General features: G+C 70.2%; 18 protein-coding genes. 11 read left to right on the top strand and 7 right to left on the bottom strand.

From position 1 onward, the window contains the following. The first annotated feature begins 19 nt into the window (after positions 1 to 19). Genes BM172_RS09885 through BM172_RS09905 form a run of 5 tightly spaced genes read left to right on the top strand, consistent with a single transcriptional unit; the run spans position 20 to position 4,594 of the window. Complete coding sequence (locus BM172_RS09885) at positions 20 to 319, top strand: ApeI family dehydratase (protein WP_026635376.1); 300 nt, start codon at positions 20 to 22, stop codon at positions 317 to 319. Then, a complete protein-coding gene (locus BM172_RS09890; protein ID WP_026635377.1) occupies positions 316 to 1,269 on the top strand; it encodes an LpxL/LpxP family acyltransferase in 954 nt (317 codons plus the stop codon). The genes BM172_RS09885 and BM172_RS09890 overlap by 4 nt, the downstream gene beginning before the upstream one ends. Then, positions 1,217 to 1,858, top strand: coding sequence for a LolA-related protein (locus tag BM172_RS09895; protein WP_231504201.1), 642 nt, complete (start codon positions 1,217 to 1,219; stop codon positions 1,856 to 1,858). Before BM172_RS09890 ends, BM172_RS09895 begins: the two co-directional genes overlap by 53 nt. Positions 1,859 to 1,860: 2 nt before the next feature. Then, positions 1,861 to 4,179, top strand: coding sequence for an MMPL family transporter (locus BM172_RS09900; RefSeq protein ID WP_026635378.1), 2,319 nt, complete (start codon positions 1,861 to 1,863; stop codon positions 4,177 to 4,179). Then, positions 4,163 to 4,594, top strand: coding sequence for a hotdog family protein (locus BM172_RS09905; RefSeq protein WP_026635379.1), 432 nt, complete (start codon positions 4,163 to 4,165; stop codon positions 4,592 to 4,594). Before BM172_RS09900 ends, BM172_RS09905 begins: the two co-directional genes overlap by 17 nt. A gap of 13 nt (positions 4,595 to 4,607) precedes the next feature. Here BM172_RS09905 and BM172_RS09910 read toward each other — a convergent pair whose 3' ends face one another. Genes BM172_RS09910 through BM172_RS09920 form a run of 3 tightly spaced genes read right to left on the bottom strand, consistent with a single transcriptional unit; the run spans position 4,608 to position 7,350 of the window. Further along, positions 4,608 to 5,372: a glycosyltransferase family 2 protein gene (locus tag BM172_RS09910; RefSeq protein ID WP_026635380.1), complete on the bottom strand. Its 765-nt coding sequence runs from the start codon at positions 5,370 to 5,372 to the stop codon at positions 4,608 to 4,610. Further along, the gene (locus BM172_RS09915; protein ID WP_026635381.1) at positions 5,369 to 6,169 is read right to left on the bottom strand and encodes a beta-ketoacyl synthase chain length factor; all 801 of its coding nucleotides are present in this window, start codon (positions 6,167 to 6,169) and stop codon (positions 5,369 to 5,371) included. The genes BM172_RS09910 and BM172_RS09915 overlap by 4 nt, the downstream gene beginning before the upstream one ends. Further along, positions 6,166 to 7,350 carry a beta-ketoacyl-[acyl-carrier-protein] synthase family protein gene (locus BM172_RS09920; RefSeq protein ID WP_035323394.1) on the bottom strand — a complete coding sequence of 395 codons (1,185 nt, stop codon included), beginning with the start codon at positions 7,348 to 7,350 and terminating at the stop codon, positions 6,166 to 6,168. Before BM172_RS09920 ends, BM172_RS09915 begins: the two co-directional genes overlap by 4 nt. A gap of 144 nt (positions 7,351 to 7,494) precedes the next feature. Between BM172_RS09920 and BM172_RS09925 the strand changes: the two genes are divergently transcribed. Further along, positions 7,495 to 8,205: a YdcF family protein gene (locus BM172_RS09925; RefSeq protein ID WP_026635383.1), complete on the top strand. Its 711-nt coding sequence runs from the start codon at positions 7,495 to 7,497 to the stop codon at positions 8,203 to 8,205. A gap of 78 nt (positions 8,206 to 8,283) precedes the next feature. Beyond that, positions 8,284 to 9,186 carry an oxygen-dependent coproporphyrinogen oxidase gene (hemF, locus tag BM172_RS09930; protein ID WP_026635384.1) on the top strand — a complete coding sequence of 301 codons (903 nt, stop codon included), beginning with the start codon at positions 8,284 to 8,286 and terminating at the stop codon, positions 9,184 to 9,186. Between the two features lie 44 nt (positions 9,187 to 9,230). Here hemF and BM172_RS09935 read toward each other — a convergent pair whose 3' ends face one another. Then, on the bottom strand, positions 9,231 to 9,890 hold the full coding sequence (locus tag BM172_RS09935) for a DUF4097 family beta strand repeat-containing protein (RefSeq protein ID WP_026635385.1): 660 nt from the start codon (positions 9,888 to 9,890) through the stop codon (positions 9,231 to 9,233). 157 nt (positions 9,891 to 10,047) lie between these two features. Here BM172_RS09935 and gpmA point away from each other — a divergent pair, with 157 nt between their 5' ends. Both gpmA and BM172_RS09945 read left to right on the top strand, forming a co-directional pair. Next, the gene (gene gpmA / locus BM172_RS09940; protein ID WP_026635386.1) at positions 10,048 to 10,791 is read left to right on the top strand and encodes a 2,3-diphosphoglycerate-dependent phosphoglycerate mutase; all 744 of its coding nucleotides are present in this window, start codon (positions 10,048 to 10,050) and stop codon (positions 10,789 to 10,791) included. A gap of 112 nt (positions 10,792 to 10,903) precedes the next feature. Continuing rightward, positions 10,904 to 11,437, top strand: coding sequence for a CcdC protein domain-containing protein (locus BM172_RS09945; RefSeq protein WP_090423574.1), 534 nt, complete (start codon positions 10,904 to 10,906; stop codon positions 11,435 to 11,437). A gap of 1 nt (position 11,438) precedes the next feature. On the opposite strand, the gene glnK is transcribed toward BM172_RS09945, so the two are convergent. Then, positions 11,439 to 11,777 (bottom strand): P-II family nitrogen regulator, encoded by a 339-nt coding sequence (gene glnK / locus BM172_RS09950; protein ID WP_026635388.1) that lies wholly within the window; start codon positions 11,775 to 11,777, stop codon positions 11,439 to 11,441. 192 nt (positions 11,778 to 11,969) lie between these two features. Here glnK and BM172_RS09955 point away from each other — a divergent pair, with 192 nt between their 5' ends. Both BM172_RS09955 and BM172_RS09960 read left to right on the top strand, forming a co-directional pair. Next, on the top strand, positions 11,970 to 12,227 hold the full coding sequence (locus tag BM172_RS09955; RefSeq protein ID WP_026635389.1) for an accessory factor UbiK family protein: 258 nt from the start codon (positions 11,970 to 11,972) through the stop codon (positions 12,225 to 12,227). 102 nt (positions 12,228 to 12,329) lie between these two features. Further along, positions 12,330 to 13,832: a YifB family Mg chelatase-like AAA ATPase gene (locus BM172_RS09960; protein WP_026635390.1), complete on the top strand. Its 1,503-nt coding sequence runs from the start codon at positions 12,330 to 12,332 to the stop codon at positions 13,830 to 13,832. Positions 13,833 to 14,177: 345 nt separating this feature from the next. On the opposite strand, the gene aceA is transcribed toward BM172_RS09960, so the two are convergent. Beyond that, positions 14,178 to 15,479: an isocitrate lyase gene (gene aceA, locus BM172_RS09965; RefSeq protein WP_026635391.1), complete on the bottom strand. Its 1,302-nt coding sequence runs from the start codon at positions 15,477 to 15,479 to the stop codon at positions 14,178 to 14,180. 35 nt (positions 15,480 to 15,514) lie between these two features. After that, a complete protein-coding gene (aceB, locus tag BM172_RS09970; RefSeq protein ID WP_026635392.1) occupies positions 15,515 to 17,146 on the bottom strand; it encodes a malate synthase A in 1,632 nt (543 codons plus the stop codon). Positions 17,147 to 17,164 lie beyond the last annotated feature (18 nt).

A 17,164-nucleotide genomic window follows, 5' to 3' on the forward strand; every position in this document is an offset into this window, starting at 1 on the left:
TTGGCATGCCGGTGGCCGCATGAGTCCGACCTATCGCACGCCCGTGCGCATCGATCCCACGCATCCCAGCCTGCCGGGGCATTTCCCCGGGCAGCCGCTGGTGCCCGGCGTGGTGTTGCTGGAAGCGGTGGCGATGGCGCTGCGCGACTGGCGCGGCGAACGCCTGGCGCGCATCGCCGAGGCGAAATTCGTCGCCCCGCTGCTGCCTGGCGAAGAGGCGGAACTGGTGTTGAGCGAAAGCGGCGCGCGGATCCGCTTCGAGCTCCGCCGCGCCGATGTGCTGCTGGCGCGCGGCGCGGTCGAAGGCGCGGCGGCATGACCGAGCACTGGCAAAGCCGGCCCGAGGGCGGCGGCCGCTTCGCGCTGTGGCTGATCCGTAGCATCGCGCTGTACGGCGGGCGCGGCTTCGCGCGGCTGTTCCTGTATCCGATCACGCTGTACTTCTACTGGCGCCGCAAGCTGGAACGCGAAGCCTCGCGCGACTTCCTCGCGCGCGTGCTGCCGGGGCGCGTGACCGCGTGGCAGGTGCTGAAGCACATCCACTGCTTCGCCTCGACCATGCTCGACCGCGTGTTCCTGCTGGCGCGCGGCGAGCGCGGCTTCGCCATCGAGGTGGAAGGCCTGGACACGCTGACCGCGCACCTGGGCCGGGGGCAGGGCGTGCTGTTGTTCGGTTCGCACCAGGGCAGCTTCGAGGCCTTGCGCGCGATCAGCACGCGCCGCCCGGACGTGAACCTGCGCGTGCTGCTGGACAAGCAGAAGACGCCGGCGCTCACCGAACTGCTGGAAGCGCTGGCGCCGGACATCGGCGACAAGGTCATCGACGCCTCGCAGGACGGCGCTTCGGTCGCGCTGCAGATGGCCGAGGCCTGCAGCCAGGGCGCCATGGTCGCCATGCTGGCCGACCGCGGCCGCGGACACGAAGTGCTGCGCCGCGCCGACCTGCTGGGCAGCCCCGCGCCGTTCCCGGTCAGCCCCTGGCTGCTGGCGCATACGCTGCGCGTGCCGGTGGTGCTGTGCTTCGGCCTGTACCTGGGCGGCAACCGCTATCGCCTGGTGTTCGAAGCCTTCGCCGAGCGCGTGGAGATCCCGCGCCAGGATCGCGCGCAGGCGCTGGATGCGGTCATCGCGCGTTACGCGCGCCGCGTCGAGCATTACATCCACGAAGCTCCCTATAACTGGTTCAACTTCTATGACTTCTGGCAGCAAGACACTCTTGTTCCTGCTCAGCCTCAGCCTGCCGTGCTGGGCGAACGCCCAGGACCCTGAGGCCCGCGCGGCCGGTTCGAGCGCACCGGAAGCGCAGGCGCTGATCAGTTCGCTGGCGCGTCCCGCGCCGGCGCGCACGCCGTTCGCCGAAGCGCGCTTCATGAAGGTGCTCGAGCAGCCGCTGGTGGTCTCCGGCGAGCTGGGCTGGCTGGGCGGCGACCAACTGGAGCGCCGCGTGGACAAGCCGCAGAAGGAAACCGCCACGATCGCCGATGGCGAGGTGACCACCCAGCGCGAGGGCCGCAAGCCACGCAGTTTCTCGCTGAAGCGCGCGCCTCAGTTGCAGGTGCTGCTGGAAAGCTTCGTCGCCCTGCTCGACGGCGATGCCGCGCGCCTGAACCAGGCCTTCGACGTGCGCCATGAAGCGCACGCCGGCGGCTGGACGCTGACGCTGACGCCGCGCGACACGCGCGTGGCCAAGACCATCGCCGGCATCCAGATCGACGGCCACGGCAACGAGCCGCGCTGCATCCGCATGCAGGAAGCGGACGGCGACCTCGCCGTCGACCTGCTGGGCGAACTGGCCGCGCGCATGCCGGCGGCGCCGACGCGCGACACGCTGGCGGCGCTGTGCAAGGGCGGCGGCTGAGCATGCCGCGCACGGGGAAGGCGCTGCTGCTCGCGCTGTGGCTGCTGGCGCTGGCCGGCCTGGGCCTGCTGGTGGCGCAGCGGCTGAAGGTGAGCGGCGACCTGCGCGACTTCATGCCCGCGCCGACCACGTTCGAGCAGCGGCTGCTGATGGAGCAGGTCGGCGATGGTCCGGGTTCGCGCCTGCTGCTGCTGGCGATCGACGGCGGCGACGACGCGACGCTGGCCGGACTGAGCCAGGGCCTGGCCGGTGCGCTGCGCGGCGATCCGCGCTACACGCAAGTGCTCAACGGCAGCTTCGACCTGGCCGCGCTGGACGAGCAGCTGCTGCCTTACCGTTACCTGCTGTCGCCGACGCTCGACCATGAGCGCTACGACCAGGCTTTCCTCGCCGACCAGCTGGACCAGCGCCTCGACGATCTCTCCTCTCCCGCCGCCACGCTGCTGAAAGGCCTGCTGCCGCGCGATCCCACCCTGGAAGTGCTGAAGCTGGCCGAGCGCTGGACCCCGGCGCATACGCCGGACGTGCGCGAAGGCGTGTGGTTCTCGCCCAAGGGCGAAGCCCTGCTGGTGGTGCAGACCAAGGCCGCGGGTTTCGATCCGGCCGCGCAGGGCGAGGCGATGAACGGCATCGAGCAGGCGTTCCGTCGCCTGTCCAAGACCGGCGGCGCGCATCTGAGCATCAGCGGCCCCGGCTATTTCAGCGTGGTGGTGGGTGAGCACACGCGGCACGAGGCGGAGTGGATCGGCAACGTGTCCACCGCGGGCTTCATCCTGCTGCTGCTGCTGGCCTATCGCAGCTTCGGTTCGCTGCTGCTGTCGGCGCTGCCGATCGCCAGCGCCGCGCTGGGGGGCATCGCCGCGCTGGTACTGGTCTTCCCGCAGGTGCATGGCATCACGCTCGCCTTCGGTTTCACCCTGCTCGGCGTGGCGCAGGAATATCCCATCCGCGTGCTGAGCCACCGGCGCGCCGGCGAGAACGCCGTGGCCAGCGTACGCGCGCTGTGGCCGCTGCTGCTGACCGCGATCGCCTCGGCCTGCATCGCCTACCTGGCGTTCTACGCCTCGGGCGTGAACGGCCTGCAGCAGCTGGCGGTGTTCACCATTACCGGCCTGCTGGTGGCCGGCCTGTGCACGCGCTATCTGCTGCCGCGCCTGCTGCCGGCGCAGGTGCGCGACGTGGCGGACATGCCCTGGCTGGCGCGCGCACGCGGCTTCTTCGACCGCCTGCCGCGCCCGCGCTGGCTGCCGGCGGCGGTGGCCGTCGCGATCGTGATCGCGCTGGCCGTCGCGCCGGGCGCGTTCTGGCAGAACAATCTCGCCGCGCTGACGCCGCTGCCGCCGGACCTGCTGCAGCGCGATGCGCGCCTGCGCGAAGCGCTCGGCGCGCCCGACGTGCGCTACCTGCTGGTGCTGCAGGCTGCCGATGCGCAAAGCGTGCTGCGCCTGTCGGAGCAGCTGGAACCTGAGGTCGATGCACTGGTGGCGCGCCACGCCGCCGATGCGATCGAACTGCCCTCGCGCTACCTGCCCAGCATCGCCACCCAGCAGGAGCGCCAGCGCAGGCTGCCCGATGCCGTGGCATTGCGCGCCTCGCTCGCCGCGGCCACGCAGGGCATGCCGTTCCGCCAGGATCTGTTCGAGCCCTTCCTGGCCGACGTGGCGAAAGCCAAGGCCTTGCCGCCGCTGACGCCGGAGGCGTTCGCGCGCAGCGCGCTGGGCCAGCGCCTGGCCGCCATGCTGGTGCAGCGCGAACACCAGTGGCTGGGCCTGGGCACGCTCAGCGGCGTGCATGACGTCGCCGCGCTCGACGCGCTGGCGAAGGACAGCGGCGGCGCCGTGCGCGTACTGGATCTCAAGGCGGCGGCGGAATCATTGGTCGCCGACTATCGCGTGCGCATCCTGCACGCGCTGGCCATCGCCGCCGTGCTGCTGGTGCTGACCGTATCGTTCGCCCTGCGCGGCTGGCGCCGTGCCTGGCGGGTGCTGGCGCCGATGACCCTGGCCACCTTCCTGGTGCTGGCGGTGGAGCGCGCCGCCGGCGTGGAGATCTCGCTGTTCCACCTGGTCGCGCTGACCCTCGCCGCCGGCCTGGGCCTGCACTACGCGCTGTTCTTCGAGCGCGACACGGACGAGGTCGCCGAGCAGCGCCGCACCCTGCACGCCACCCTGGTCTGCGTCGCCTCCGCGCTGCTGGTGTTCGGCATGTTCGCCTGGAGCAGCATCCCGGTGCTGCGCGCCATCGGCCTCACCGTGAGCCTGGGCGTGGCCTTCCATTTCTGCCTTTCCACCCTGATGGCGCCGCATGCTCGAACGGACTGACTGGGCGCAGCTGATTCCGCATGCGGGCGAGATGTGCCTGCTCGATGCGGTGCTGGCGTGGGACGCCACCACGCTGCATGCCATCAGCGAGCGGCATGCAGCTCCCACGAATCCTTTGCGTTCCGCGCAAGGCCTGCACGCCGTGCACCTGGCCGAATACGGCGCGCAGGCCATGGCGGTGCACGGCGCGCTCGAGGCGCGCGCACGCGGCGATGCGTCGGTAAGGCAGGGCCGGCTGGTCAGCCTGCGCGAGGTGATGCTGGCGGTGGACCATGTCGATCCGCACGCGGGGCGTCTGGACGTCCATGCGGAACAGCTGTTCGCCGATGAAGCCGGCGCGCAGTACGCGTTTCGCGTGGAGCAGGCCGGGCGCGTCCTGGCCAGCGGACGCGCGGCGGTGATCTACGTCGGCTGAGCCCGGGCCGGCCTCAGCGCGCCGGCGCGGCGGTATCGAACACGATCGGCTGGCTGGCGCGCGAACGGCGATAGCTGTTCCAGACGTCGCCGTAATGCAGCACGCGCCCCACCGTGTAGCTGGTGATGCGCACCACGTCGCGCACCGGATTGAAGTGGCTGAGACGGAACTCGTCCTGGTAGCGCGAGGCGATCGGCACCGAGGCCACGCCCAGGCCCTTCTCGCGCGAGGCGGCGATCAGGATCGCCGCTTCGAACACGAAGTTCTCCGCCGGCAGATCGGCCAGGTCCAGCGCCGCGCGCGGATACCAGCGCTGGCCGCTCTGCGTATCGGCGACCGGCTGCGCGCAGGCCCAGGAAATGCCCCAGTCGGCGAAGGCGTTGGCGAGGCGGCGCGCCTTCGGCTGCTGCGCCTTGTCGATCAGGCGCGCGCCGATCACGATGTGGCGCGGATAGCGCTGCGCGGCGGCGACGATGCGCGGCACGTCGCTGGCCAGGTGCTGGCCATCGCCGTCCATGGTGACCACGGCGTCGAAGCCCTGGCGCAGCGCTTCGCGGAAGCCGGTGCGCAGCGCCTCGCCCTTGCCGCGGCGCTGCTGGTGGCGCAACAGCGTCACCGGCAGGCGCGCGAGGAGCTCCGGCGTGCGGTCGTCGGAACCGTCATCGACCACGATGACCGGCGCGCCGAGCGCGATGGCCGAGCCGACCACCTCTTCGATGGCCGCCTCTTCGTTGAGGCAGGGGATAAGTACACACCAGCGGTTGCCCGGGGCATTCAAGCGACGTTCTCCATGACAATTTCCAGGCCCAGCTTTCCCGCCGCGGCCATCTGACAATGACGGTTATGGCCTGCCAAAACGGCAAGCAGCGGCAGCGCCGCATTGGCCGTGGCATTGCCTTCGTACCAGGCGGCGGGCAGCGCGGACCGTCCGCGCGGCATGCCGCCGTGCTGCGGAACGGTGCGCAGCGACAGCGCGGCGATGCTGCGCGGCGAGACTTCCGGCGTCACCACGAAGGCGCAGCCGAAGGCTTGCGCGCTGCCGGTGATCGGCGCCAGCGGGCCGGCGGCCGCCACGTCGCCGCAGACGAACAGCACCGGCCGCTCGTCCGCCAGCGCCATCGCCGCGGCTTCCAGCAGGCCGGCGCCGACCGTGTCGTGCCACGCGCATACCGCCGAGGACGGCGCATGGCAGCCGGTGGCGATGGTCCAATAGCCGGCGGGCGCGTTGTGCACCGAGTTGTGGAAGCGCGTCGGCGACAGCTCGGCCGGCGTCTGCGCCAGCGTCTGGCACATGTAGTCGGTGATGCTGAGGTCGCCGAAGGCGGAACCGAACACGCAGGCCAGTGTTGCCGCGTCGCGTCCGCTCATCGCCACCGCCTGGCCGGCCACTTCGATTGCCAGCAGCACGCTTTCCGGTGCGCGGCGGCGTTCGTTCGCCGGCAGCGTCGCCGCCGGCGGGCGCGCGGCGGGCGCGGGCGACGGCGTGCCTTGCAGCCAGCTGCGCAGCGCGGCGAAGTCCGCCAGCTGCGGCGACCACACGCCAATGCCTTCCACGTAAATGCGCAACTCGCTCATGCCGTTGCCTTGCCGAATGCCAGGCAGGCATTGTTGCCGCCGAAACCGAAAGAATTGCTCAAGGCGATGCGTACGTCGCGTCGTTCGCCGCTCCACGCGAACTGCGGACCGCAGGCCGGATCGGGCTCGTCGCCGCCGAGGTTGCCCGGCACGAAGCCGTGCTCCAGCGCGAGCAGCGCGAACGCCGCCTCGACGATGCCGGCCGCGCCCAGCGTGTGTCCGGTATAGCCCTTGGTGGAACTGGCGCGCGTGCCGGCGGGGAAAATGCGGCCGATCAGCGCAGCTTCGACTTCGTCGTTCTTCTGGCTCGCGGTGCCGTGCAGGTTGATGTAATCGACCTGCGCGGCGTCGAGGCTGGCGCGCGCCAGCGCATCGCGCAGCGCCAGTTCCGCGCCGAGCCCTTCCGGATGCGGCGTGGACATGTGGTGCGCATCGCTGGCTTCGCCGTAGCCGAGCAGGCGCGGCGAAGCGGGCGCGGCCCCGGTGCGCTCGAGCAGGGCGAAGCCGGCGGCCTCGCCGAGCGACAGGCCGCGGCGCGCGCGATCGAACGGGCGGCAGCGCTCCGGCGACACCAGCTCCAGCGAGTTGAAGCCGAACAGCACGCTGCCGCACAGCGTGTCGACGCCGCCGACCAGGGCGGCATCGGCCACTCCCAGGCGGATCAGGCGTTCGGCGCTGGCGAAGACCTTGGCGCTGGACGAGCACGCGGTCGACACCGTCAGCGCCGGCCCCTGCAGGCCGAGCGCTTCGGCGACGAAGGCGGTGAGCGAGTGCGGCATGTGCAGGCCGGGGCGCGCCAGCCCGGCCGGCATGCGGCCGTCGTCGAGGCGCCGGTAGCCTTCCTCGGTGGCGCCGATGCTGGCGGTGGACGTGCCCAGCACCAGCGCGACGCGCGCGGCGCCGTAGCGTGCGATCGCCGCTTGGGCGCGCCCGAGGAAACCGTCCTGCTGCAGGCCCAGCCAGGCCAGCCGGTTGTTGCGGCATTCCCACTCGGCCAGCGCGTCCGGCAGCGGTGCGTCTTCGACGCCGTCGACGCGGCCGATCCAGCAGGCCAGCGGCGCGTCGCCGAAATCGTTCGGACGCAGGCCGCCGCGCGCGGCTTCGAGCGCCTGGCGATGATCGGCCAGGCCGCGGCCCAGCGCGGACGTCACGGTATAGGCGCTGACGGCAAGAGGAATCATGGGTCGGGGCATCGCGGGAGCCTAGCGGGGGGCCGTGGGGTGCGCCCAGTGCGGCCGGTTCTTACGTTCATATTTCCGCCCACTATCTCCATTGCGGCTTTCATAAGCCTTGCCCACACTGCTGGCCTTTTGCCGGGCCCATCCGTGTCCTCCATCCTCGCCCCTCTGAAACGCGGTCCCTGGCGCCATGCGCGCCGCCGCGACCTGCTGCATGTCGCGGTGGTGGTGGGCGTGGCGATGGTGCTGAGCCTGGGCCTGGTGTGGGTCGGCTACCTGGTCTTCGTGTGGCGGGTGGCCGCGCGCAGCGCGCTGGCGCCGCCGGACCGGCGCGACGTGCTGGTGTTCGGGCGCAAGCTGGCCGGCGACCGGCCGGAGCGCGATTACCAGCAGCGCCTGGCGCGCGCGCTGGCGCTGGCGCAGGCGGGACAGGTCGAGCGCATGCTCCTGCTCGGCGGCTGCAGCGGCGGCCGCATCAGCGAGGCCGAAGCCGGGCTGGCCTGGCTGCGCGCGCACGGTCTGCCCGCCGGTCTTGCGCCGCGGCTGGAACAGGCCTCCACCGATTCGCTGGACAACCTGCGCCATGCGCGCAGTCTGTTGCGCCACGAGGAACACACCGAGGCGCTGCCGCCGGTGGCGCTGGTGACCAGTCGCTATCACCTGCCGCGCTGCCTGCTGCTGGCGCGCTGGCTGGGTTTCGCGGCGAGCGTGCCGGTGGCCGCGGAAGAACGTCTGCGCCTGGACCGGCGCATCGCGCTCCGGCTGCTCGCGGAGGCGGCCTATGTGATGTGGATCGACCTGGGCCTGCGCTGGGCGCGGCGGATCGGCGCTGCGCGGCTCTTGATGCGCGTGCGCTAGACCGCGGCGCGAGGTCGCAGCCGGGTACGCGATGGGCTTGCTAAGCTCCCGCCGTTCCCCACCCACCCGGATGTCCCGATGAGCCAGCAAACCGACCGAGTCGAACAGTTCCTGCGCGAGCTGCAGGATCGCATCTGCGCCGCGGTCGAACAGCTGGACGGCAAGGCGAGTTTCGTGGAGGACGCGTGGACGCGTCCGGCCGGCGGTGGCGGCCGCACGCGCGTGCTGCGCGACGGCGCGGTGTTCGAGCAGGCCGGCGTGAATTTCTCCCTGGTGCACGGCAGCCAGCTGCCGCCCAGCGCCACCGCGCACCGGCCGGAGCTGGCCGGTGGCGGCTTCGTCGCCACCGGCGTGTCGCTGGTGCTGCATCCGCGCAATCCCTACCTGCCGACCACGCACGCCAACGTGCGTTATTTCGAAGCGAGCAAGGAGGGCCTGGAGCCGGTGTGGTGGTTCGGCGGCGGCTTCGATCTCACGCCGTTCTATCCGTTCGACGAGGACGCGGCGCACTGGCATACGGTGGCGCGCGACCTGTGCGTGCCGTTCGGTGCGGACGTATATCCGCGCTACAAGAAGTGGTGCGACGAGTACTTCTATCTGAAGCATCGCGCCGAGACGCGCGGCGTCGGCGGCCTGTTCTACGACGACTTGAACGAAGGCGGCTTCGAGCGCTGCTTCGATTTCACCAAGGCGGTGGGGCAGGGCTTCCTCGATGCCTACCTGCCGATCGCCGAGCGCCGCAAGGACACGCCGTACGGCGAGCGCGAGCGCGAGTTCCAGTTGTACCGGCGCGGGCGCTACGTGGAATTCAACCTGGTCTACGACCGCGGCACGCTGTTCGGCCTGCAGTCGGGCGGGCGTACCGAATCGATCCTGATGAGCCTGCCGCCGCGCGTGCGCTTCGAATATGCCTACACGCCGGAGCCCGGCTCGGCGGAAGCGCGGCTGCAGGACTACCTCAAGCCGCGCGACTGGCTTTGAAGCGAAGCGGGCCGCGCCATCGAGGGCGACCCGCTTCGTCATGCTCAGTCGTCCGACGGCATCTCGCCGGAGAACTTGGTCGCCGTCGCGCCCTTGACCGGGCCGATCTGCGCACTGTCGCTGACCTGCAGGATCACTTCGCGGCGGAATTCCAGCGTGCCCTGCACCACGGCGTGCGGGCCGATCACCACGTGCGGCGGGCGGTTGTTGCTGTTGAACCAGCCGCTGGGCTTGTCGACCAGGATGCCGCCTTCGATGCGCGAATCGGCGCCGACATAGATGCTGCCGTTGACCGTCTCGATGCCGTGGCCGATATGCGCGCCCTCGAGATTGATGCGGCCGTTGACGTTGCCGACCTTGCCGGCCACGTCCGCGCCCTTGCCCAGGCGGATCGCGCCGTTAGTGGTGCTGACTTCGCCGCTGACCTTGGCGCCGGCGCCCAGGGTGGCGGAGCCGTTGACGGTCTCCACCTCGGCAGCCTGCGCGCGCTCGCCCAGTTCCACCGAGCCGTTGACGGTGCTGGCCTTCTGCACCGTGGCGCGCTCGCCGACGTGCACCGAGCCGTTGACCGAGCTGACGTCGCCGGCCTGCTGGCCGGCCTCGACGCGGACCGCGCCGTTGACCTTGTCGATATCGTTGTCCCGGGCGTGGGCGGCCAGCGGCAGCGCGAGGACGAGGGCCAGGGTGAGCAGGGTACGGCGCATGGCGGAACTCCGTGAGTGAATGACCTGCCTAGGATGCTCCGGCGCGGGGCGGGGTTTAGCATGACCTTCGACAGGGGAAGGCCGATTTGACGGGCCGGAAGGCGGGCTTCACCATGCCGTCTTCACTTCGCCGCCTTCCCTCCAGCCGATGCCCGCCATGCACAAACTCGTACTGATCCGCCACGGCCAATCCCAGTGGAACCTCGACAACCGCTTCAGCGGCTGGGCCGACGTCGACCTCACCGCGCAGGGCCTGGAAGAGGCGAAGGAAGCGGGCCGCCTGCTCAAGGAAGCCGGCTACAGCTTCGACGTGGCGCATACCTCGGTGCTCAAGCGCGCGGTGCGCACGCTGTGGGGCGTGCAGGACGAGATGGGCCTGATGTGGATTCCGGTGCTCACCGACTGGCGCCTCAACGAGCGCCACTACGGCGCGCTGACCGGCCTCAACAAGGCCGAGACCGCGGCCAAGTTCGGCGAGGACCAGGTCAAGGTCTGGCGCCGCAGCTACGACATCCCGCCGCCGGCGCTGGAGCGCGCCGACAACGAGTCGGTGCACGATCCGCGCTATGCCGGGCTGGATCCCGCGCTGATCCCCGACACCGAATGCCTCAAGGACACCGTGGCCCGCGTGCTGCCGTACTGGCACGAAGTGCTGGCGCCGGCGATCCGCGCCGGCCAGCGCGTGGTGGTGGCAGCGCACGGCAATTCGCTGCGCGCGCTGGTGAAGTACCTGGACGGGATTTCCGACGAGGACATCGTCGAGCTGAACATCCCCAACGGCGTGCCGCTGGTGTACGAATTCGACGAGAACCTCAAGCCGCTGCGCCACTACTACCTGGGCGATGCCGAGGCGATCGCGGCGAAGATGGCCGCGGTGGCCAACCAGGGCAAGGCCAGGTAAGGGCGTGCGCCGGGCGGGTGACGCGTGTCACCCGCGATGGCTGCGTGGCGTCAGTCGTCGTGCAACATCCCGGGCGCTAGGCTGCGCCATCTTCCACCAACGAGTGCCGGCCATGGCTCCGAACATGATTCCCGCGCTGATGGTTCCGCTGGCGGCCTTCGCCATCTACCGGCGCGTGCGCGGCAACTTCGGGCCGCAGCCGATCCGGCGCAAACGCATGATCGCGCGCATCGCGATCTTCGCTGCGGTGACCGTACTGTTCGCCCTGACCGGGCTGTACAACCCGATGCTGCTGGCGGGCCTGGCCTGCGGCATCGCCGGCGGCGCGGTGCTGGGGACGGTGGGCCTGCGCCTGACCACCTTCGGCCAGAACGCGGAGGGCGCCGATGTCTATATTCCCAATCCGTGGATCGGCGCGGGCCTGACCTTGCTGCTGGTCGGCCGCCTGGCCTGGCGCTTCGTCGAGGTGATGCCGCAGGTCAAGGATCCGGCGCTGGCCGCCGGGCACGCGCCGCCGATCGGCAGCCCGCTTACCCTGGCGGTGTTCGGGCTGATGGTCGGCTACTACCTGGTGTATTTCACCGGCTTGCTGGTGCACCACCGGCGTTTCCAGCGGGAACGTGGCCTCTCGGCCACGGCGGACTGACTCAGAGCGCGTCGTTGTCCAGCTCGCCGGTGCGGATGCGGATCACCTGGTCCAGCGCGCTGACGAAGATCTTGCCGTCGCCGATCTTGCCGGTGCGGGCGGCCTGGGAGATGGCTTCGACCACGCGCTCCAGCTGCTCGTCCGCTACCGCCACTTCCAGCTTGATCTTGGGCAGGAAGTCGACCACGTACTCGGCGCCGCGGTAGAGCTCGGTATGGCCCTTCTGGCGGCCGAAGCCCTTCACTTCGGTCACCGTGATGCCCTGCACGCCCACTTCGGCCAGCGCCTCGCGCACATCGTCGAGCTTGAAGGGTTTGATGATCGCCACCACCAGCTTCATGGGAATTCCTCGTCACAAGACAGCGGGCGGCAGATGCCCCCGGGGAGCGGCATTTTGCCCGGCCGGGGGCGGATTTGTCGCCTGTGAGCACGACGTGTAGGAAAATCCCTACAAGCAGCAGCGGAGCCCGCCGATGGCGCACGAACACAGCAGTTACTTAGACTTCTTTCCGACGAGTTCGAGGTGCTATCCATGATGGATAGGCAGGATATCGATCAGCTTGCCTTACGACTTGCCTCGTTGGTTCCGCCAGGATTGGCTCAGGCGCATGAGGACCTCCGCGCCAACTTTTCCGATGTCCTTGCGCAGGGACTGCGCCGCCTCGACCTAGTCACCCGCGAGGAGTTCGACGTCCAGACCCTCCTGCTCGCCCGTACGCGAGCAAGAGTGGAAGCCTTGGAGCGACGAGTGGCCGATCTGGAGGCGCTCGCCGCATCGCGCGGGGGCTAGCACTTCTCCCTCCCGGGAGCCGTCCCCGGTCCGTCACCCTCACCCCGAGAACGACCGGGGGCGGTCATTCTTTGCCCGCTCCGGAACCATCAGCACCTGCCCATGAGTCTTGCCGTCACCCTCAGTCGCGCCCAGGAGGGTGTGGCCGCTCCCCAGGTGATGGTGGAGGTGCATCTGTCCGGCGGCCTGCCCGGCACCAACATCGTCGGCCTGCCCGAGGCCGCCGTGCGCGAGGCGCGCGACCGGGTGCGGGTGGCGATCCAGAACACCGCGTTCGAGTATCCCAACCGCCGGGTCACCGTGAACCTGGCCCCGGCCGAGCTGCCCAAGGATGGCGGCCGCTTCGATCTGGCGATCGCGCTGGGCATCCTCGCCGCCGGCAACCAGGTGCCGCGCGAGCGGCTCGACAACTGTGAATTCCTCGGCGAGCTGGCGCTCTCCGGCGCACTGCGCGGCGTTTCCGGTGTCTTGCCGGCGTTGATGCGCGCCCGTGCACGCGGCCGCAAGGTCGTCGTGCCTCGCGCCAACGCAGCGGAGGCGGCATTGATCTCGGATGCCGACGTGCGCGTCGCCGATTCGCTGGCCGAGGTCTGCGGCTGGCTGCGCGGCACGCAGGACCTGCCGACCCCGGCAGCGGCTCCCGCCAATGACGAGGTGGCCGGCGACGGCCCCGACCTGCGCGACGTGCGCGGCCAGCGTCACGCCCGCCGCGCGCTGGAGATCGCCGCCGCCGGCGGACATCACCTGCTGCTGGTCGGCCCGCCCGGCACCGGCAAGACCATGCTGGCCGAACGCCTGCCCGGCATCCTGCCGCCGCTGAGCGAATCGGAGGCGCTGGAAACCTGTGCCGTGCTGTCGGTATCCGGGCAGCCGGTCGAGGCGGGACGGTGGCGTCGCCGACCGTTCCGCTCGCCGCATCACACCGCATCCGCCGTCGCCCTGGTCGGCGGCGGTTCGCATCCGCGGCCGGGGGAGATCTCGCTGGCGCATCACGGCGTGCTGTTCCTGGACGAGCTGCCGGAATTCACCCGGCATGTGCTGGACGTGCTGCGCGAACCGTTGGAATCCGGTTCCATCGTGATCTCGCGCGCGGCGCGGCAGTCGACGTTCCCGGCGCAGTTCCAGCTGGTCGCGGCGATGAATCCTTGTCCCTGCGGTTATGCGGGCGATCCGCGCGAACGCTGCCGCTGCACGCCGGACCAGGTGCAGCGCTACCGCGGCCGCGTCTCCGGCCCGCTGCTGGACCGCATCGACCTGTGCGTGGACGTGCCGCGCCAGCCGCTGAGCGAACTGGGCGCCACCCGCGGCGAACACGACGAGGATTCCGCTACCGTCCGCGCCCGCGTGCTGGCCGCACGCCACCACGCCATGCAACGTGCCGGACGCTCCAACGCAGAGATCAGCACACGCGAACTGGAGCGTGACTGCGCCCTCGGTCCCACCGAACGGACCTGGTTCGAAGCGGCGCTCGAGCGTCTGGGCCTGTCCGCCCGCGCCTACCACCGCACCCTGCGCGTGGCGCGCACCATCGCCGACCTGGATGGCGGGGCGGCCTCGCTGGCCCGCGTCCATCTCGCCGAAGCGCTGCAATACCGGCGGTTCTAGCCTTTCAAATCAAGCCATTAAGGTGCGGCGACGAATTTGTGTACCGTCCGGTATTGACTCGGCTCGGATTCGGGCTAATATCTGCACCGACGAGTTCTCTTATGGACTCCGTCTCCGCCACCCCGGTATCGGTTCCCCTCCCTCCCCCCGTCCGATACCGGGGTTTGGCCTTTCCCTCCGGGTCATCCCTTCCTTCGTTTCAGACGCCGATAGCGCCCAGGTTTTCGTGGCGACGAGACTGCGCGCTTCGCTGGCAAGCCTCCCTGCATGGCGGGAGCCGGCGGGCGGACCCGCCGGCTCCCGCGCCAGCATCCCTGCCGGCGCCACGCCAAGTGGTTTGCTCGATCAGGCCGCCGAAGCGCGCCGCGCATGGAATTGCGCTTCCTCGGTGGAACCCTTCAACGCCGTGGTCGATGACTGCCCCTGCTGGATCGCCTGGGTGACCTGGTCGAAATAGCCGGTGCCCACCTCGCGCTGGTGCTTCACCGCAGTAAAGCCGCGCTCGGCCGCGGCGAATTCGCGCTCCTGCAGTTCCACGAAGGCGCTCATCTGGCGGCGCGCATAACCGTGCGCCAGGTCGAACATGCCGTAGTTGAGGCTGTGGAAGCCGGCGAGGGTGATGAACTGGAACTTGTAGCCCATCGCGCCCAGTTCGCGCTGGAACCTGGCGATGGTGGCGTCATCCAGGTTCTTCTTCCAGTTGAAGCTCGGCGAGCAGTTGTAGGCCAGCAGCTTGCCGGGGAACTGCGCGTGGATCGCCTCGGCGAACCTGCGCGCTTCCTCCAGGTTCGGCTTGCTGGTCTCGCACCACACCAGGTCGGCGTAGGGCGCATAGGCCAGGCCGCGGCTGATCGCCTGGTCCAGGCCGGGGCGCACGCGGAAGAAGCCTTCGACGGTGCGCTCGCCGGTGACGAAGGGGCGATCGTTGTCGTCGATATCGGAGGTGAGCAGGTCCGCCGCGTCGGCGTCGGTGCGCGCCACCAGCAAGGTGGGCACGCCGAGCACGTCGGCGGCCAGGCGCGCGGCGGTGAGCTTGTCGACCGCCTCGCGCGTCGGCACCAGCACCTTGCCGCCCATGTGGCCGCACTTCTTCACCGAGGCCAGCTGGTCCTCGAAGTGCACGCCGGAGGCACCGGCCTCGATCATCGCCTTCATCAGCTCGAACGCATTGAGCACGCCGCCGAAACCCGCTTCCGCGTCGGCCACGATCGGCACCATCCAGTCGATCTCGTCGTTGCCCTCGGCGTGGTGCAGCTGGTCCGCGCGCAGCAAGGTGTTGTTGATGCGCTTGACCACCTGCGGCACCGAGTTGGCCGGATACAGCGACTGGTCCGGATACATCTCGCCGGCGAGGTTGGCGTCGGCGGCGACCTGCCAGCCGCTGAGATAGATCGCCTTGAGGCCGGCCTTCACCTGCTGCATGGCCTGGTTGCCGGTCAGCGCGCCGAGCGCGTTGACGAAGTCCTCCTGCTGCAGCGACTTCCACAACCGCTCCGCGCCGTGGCGGGCGATCGAATGCTCGACCGGCACGGTGCCGCGCAGGCGCACCACGTCCGCTGCGGTGTAGTTGCGGCGCACGCCGTTCCAGCGCGGATTGTTCTGCCAGTCGAGGGTGATCTGCTCGGCGGTGGGCAAGTTGTTCTTCATGTCGTGACTCCTGGTAACGAAAGGCGGCGTCGCGCTCAGGCGAGGCGGTCGTAGGCGGGCAGGGTGAGGAAGTCGCCGAGCTGTTCGGCATGGGTCAGCGTGGCGAGCAGCGCCGCGGCGTCGTCGGCGCGCGCGGCGCCGGGATGCGTGCTGGCGCGCAGGCGGTGCGTATGCGCGGCCAGCGCCTGGTCGAACAGCGCGAAGTCGATCGGCGCGTGGTCGGTGAATTCGAGGCCGTCTCCGGCCGGCGTCCCGCCGGCCGGATTTCCAGGATGGTGGAGCCACTGCCACAACTGCGCGCGGGCGATCTCGGCAGTGGCGGCGTCCTCCATCAGGTGATGGATCGGCACGCAGCCCAGCCCGTCCAGCCAGGCGGCGGTATAGCGCAGCGCCACTTCCACGTTGTTGTCGAAGCCGGCGCGGCTGATGGTGCCGGCGCAGGGCGCGATCAGCTGGTCGCGGCTGGCCTGCACGTCGGCACGCGCCACGTTGAGCTGGTTCGGCGAGGGCATGTACTGGTCGAAGATCTCCCGCGCCACCGGCACCAGCGCCGGATGCGCGACCCAGGTGCCGTCGTGGCCGGCCTGCACTTCGCGCAGCTTGTCGGCGCGCACCTTGGCCAGGGCTGCCTCGTTGGCCGCTTCGTCGCCCTTGATCGGAATCTGCGCCGCCATGCCGCCCATGGCGAAGGCGCCGCGGCGATGGCAGGTCTGGATCAGCAGCTCCGAATAGGCCTTCAGGAACGGCACCGTCATCAGCACCTGGCCGCGCTCCGGCAGCAGGCGGTCGCGGTGGCCGCGGAAGGTCTTCAGGTAGGAAAAGATGTAATCCCAGCGCCCGCAATTGAGGCCGACCGCACGCTCGCGCAGCGCATGCAGGATCTCGTGCATCTGGAACACCGCCGGCAGCGTCTCGATCAGCACGGTGGCCTTCATGCAGTGCGCCGGCAGGCCCAGCGCCTCCTCGGCGGCGGCCATCGCCTCGTGCCACAGCGCGGCTTCTTCCATCGCCTCCAGCTTGGGCAGGTAGAAGTACGGGCCGCGGTCGCGCGCCTGCAGGGCGCGGGCGTTGTGGAAGGCGTACAGGCCGAAGTCGACCAGAGCGCCGGACATCGGCTCGCCGTCCACCGTCAGGTGCCGCTCCGGCAGGTGCCAGCCGCGCGGACGGACCACCAGCACGGCGGGATCGTGGCCGACGCGGTAGGTCTTCCCTTCCGGCGAGGTGTAACCGATGGTGCCGTTGACGGCGTCGCGCAGGTTGATCTGGCCGTCGAACTGGTTGGCCAGCGTGGGTGCGCTGGAGTCCTCGAAGTCGGCCATGAACACCTTCGCGCCGGAGTTCAGCGCATTGATGATCATCTTGCGCTCGACCGGGCCGGTGATCTCCACGCGGCGGTCCTGCAGGGCGGCGGGGATCTTGCCGACCGTCCACCGGCCCTCGCGGATGGCCAGGGTGTCGGCGCGGAAGTCGGGCAGCTCCCCGGCGTCGTAGCGGGCCTGGCGGGTGCGGCGGGCCGCCAGCAGGTCCAGCCGGCGATCGTTGAAGCGGTGGTGCAGATCGGCCAGGAAGGCCAGGGCCGCGGGGGTCAGGATGCTCTCGTGGCCGGGGCCGGTCTCGCCCTCGATCCGGATCGACGACTGGGGCAGGCGTTCTTGGGGGACGGCCATGGCTTCACTCCACTGATG

The sequence above is a fragment of the Dyella marensis genome (assembly GCF_900112865.1).
Classification (GTDB): Bacteria; Pseudomonadota; Gammaproteobacteria; order Xanthomonadales; family Rhodanobacteraceae; genus Dyella_D; species Dyella_D marensis_A.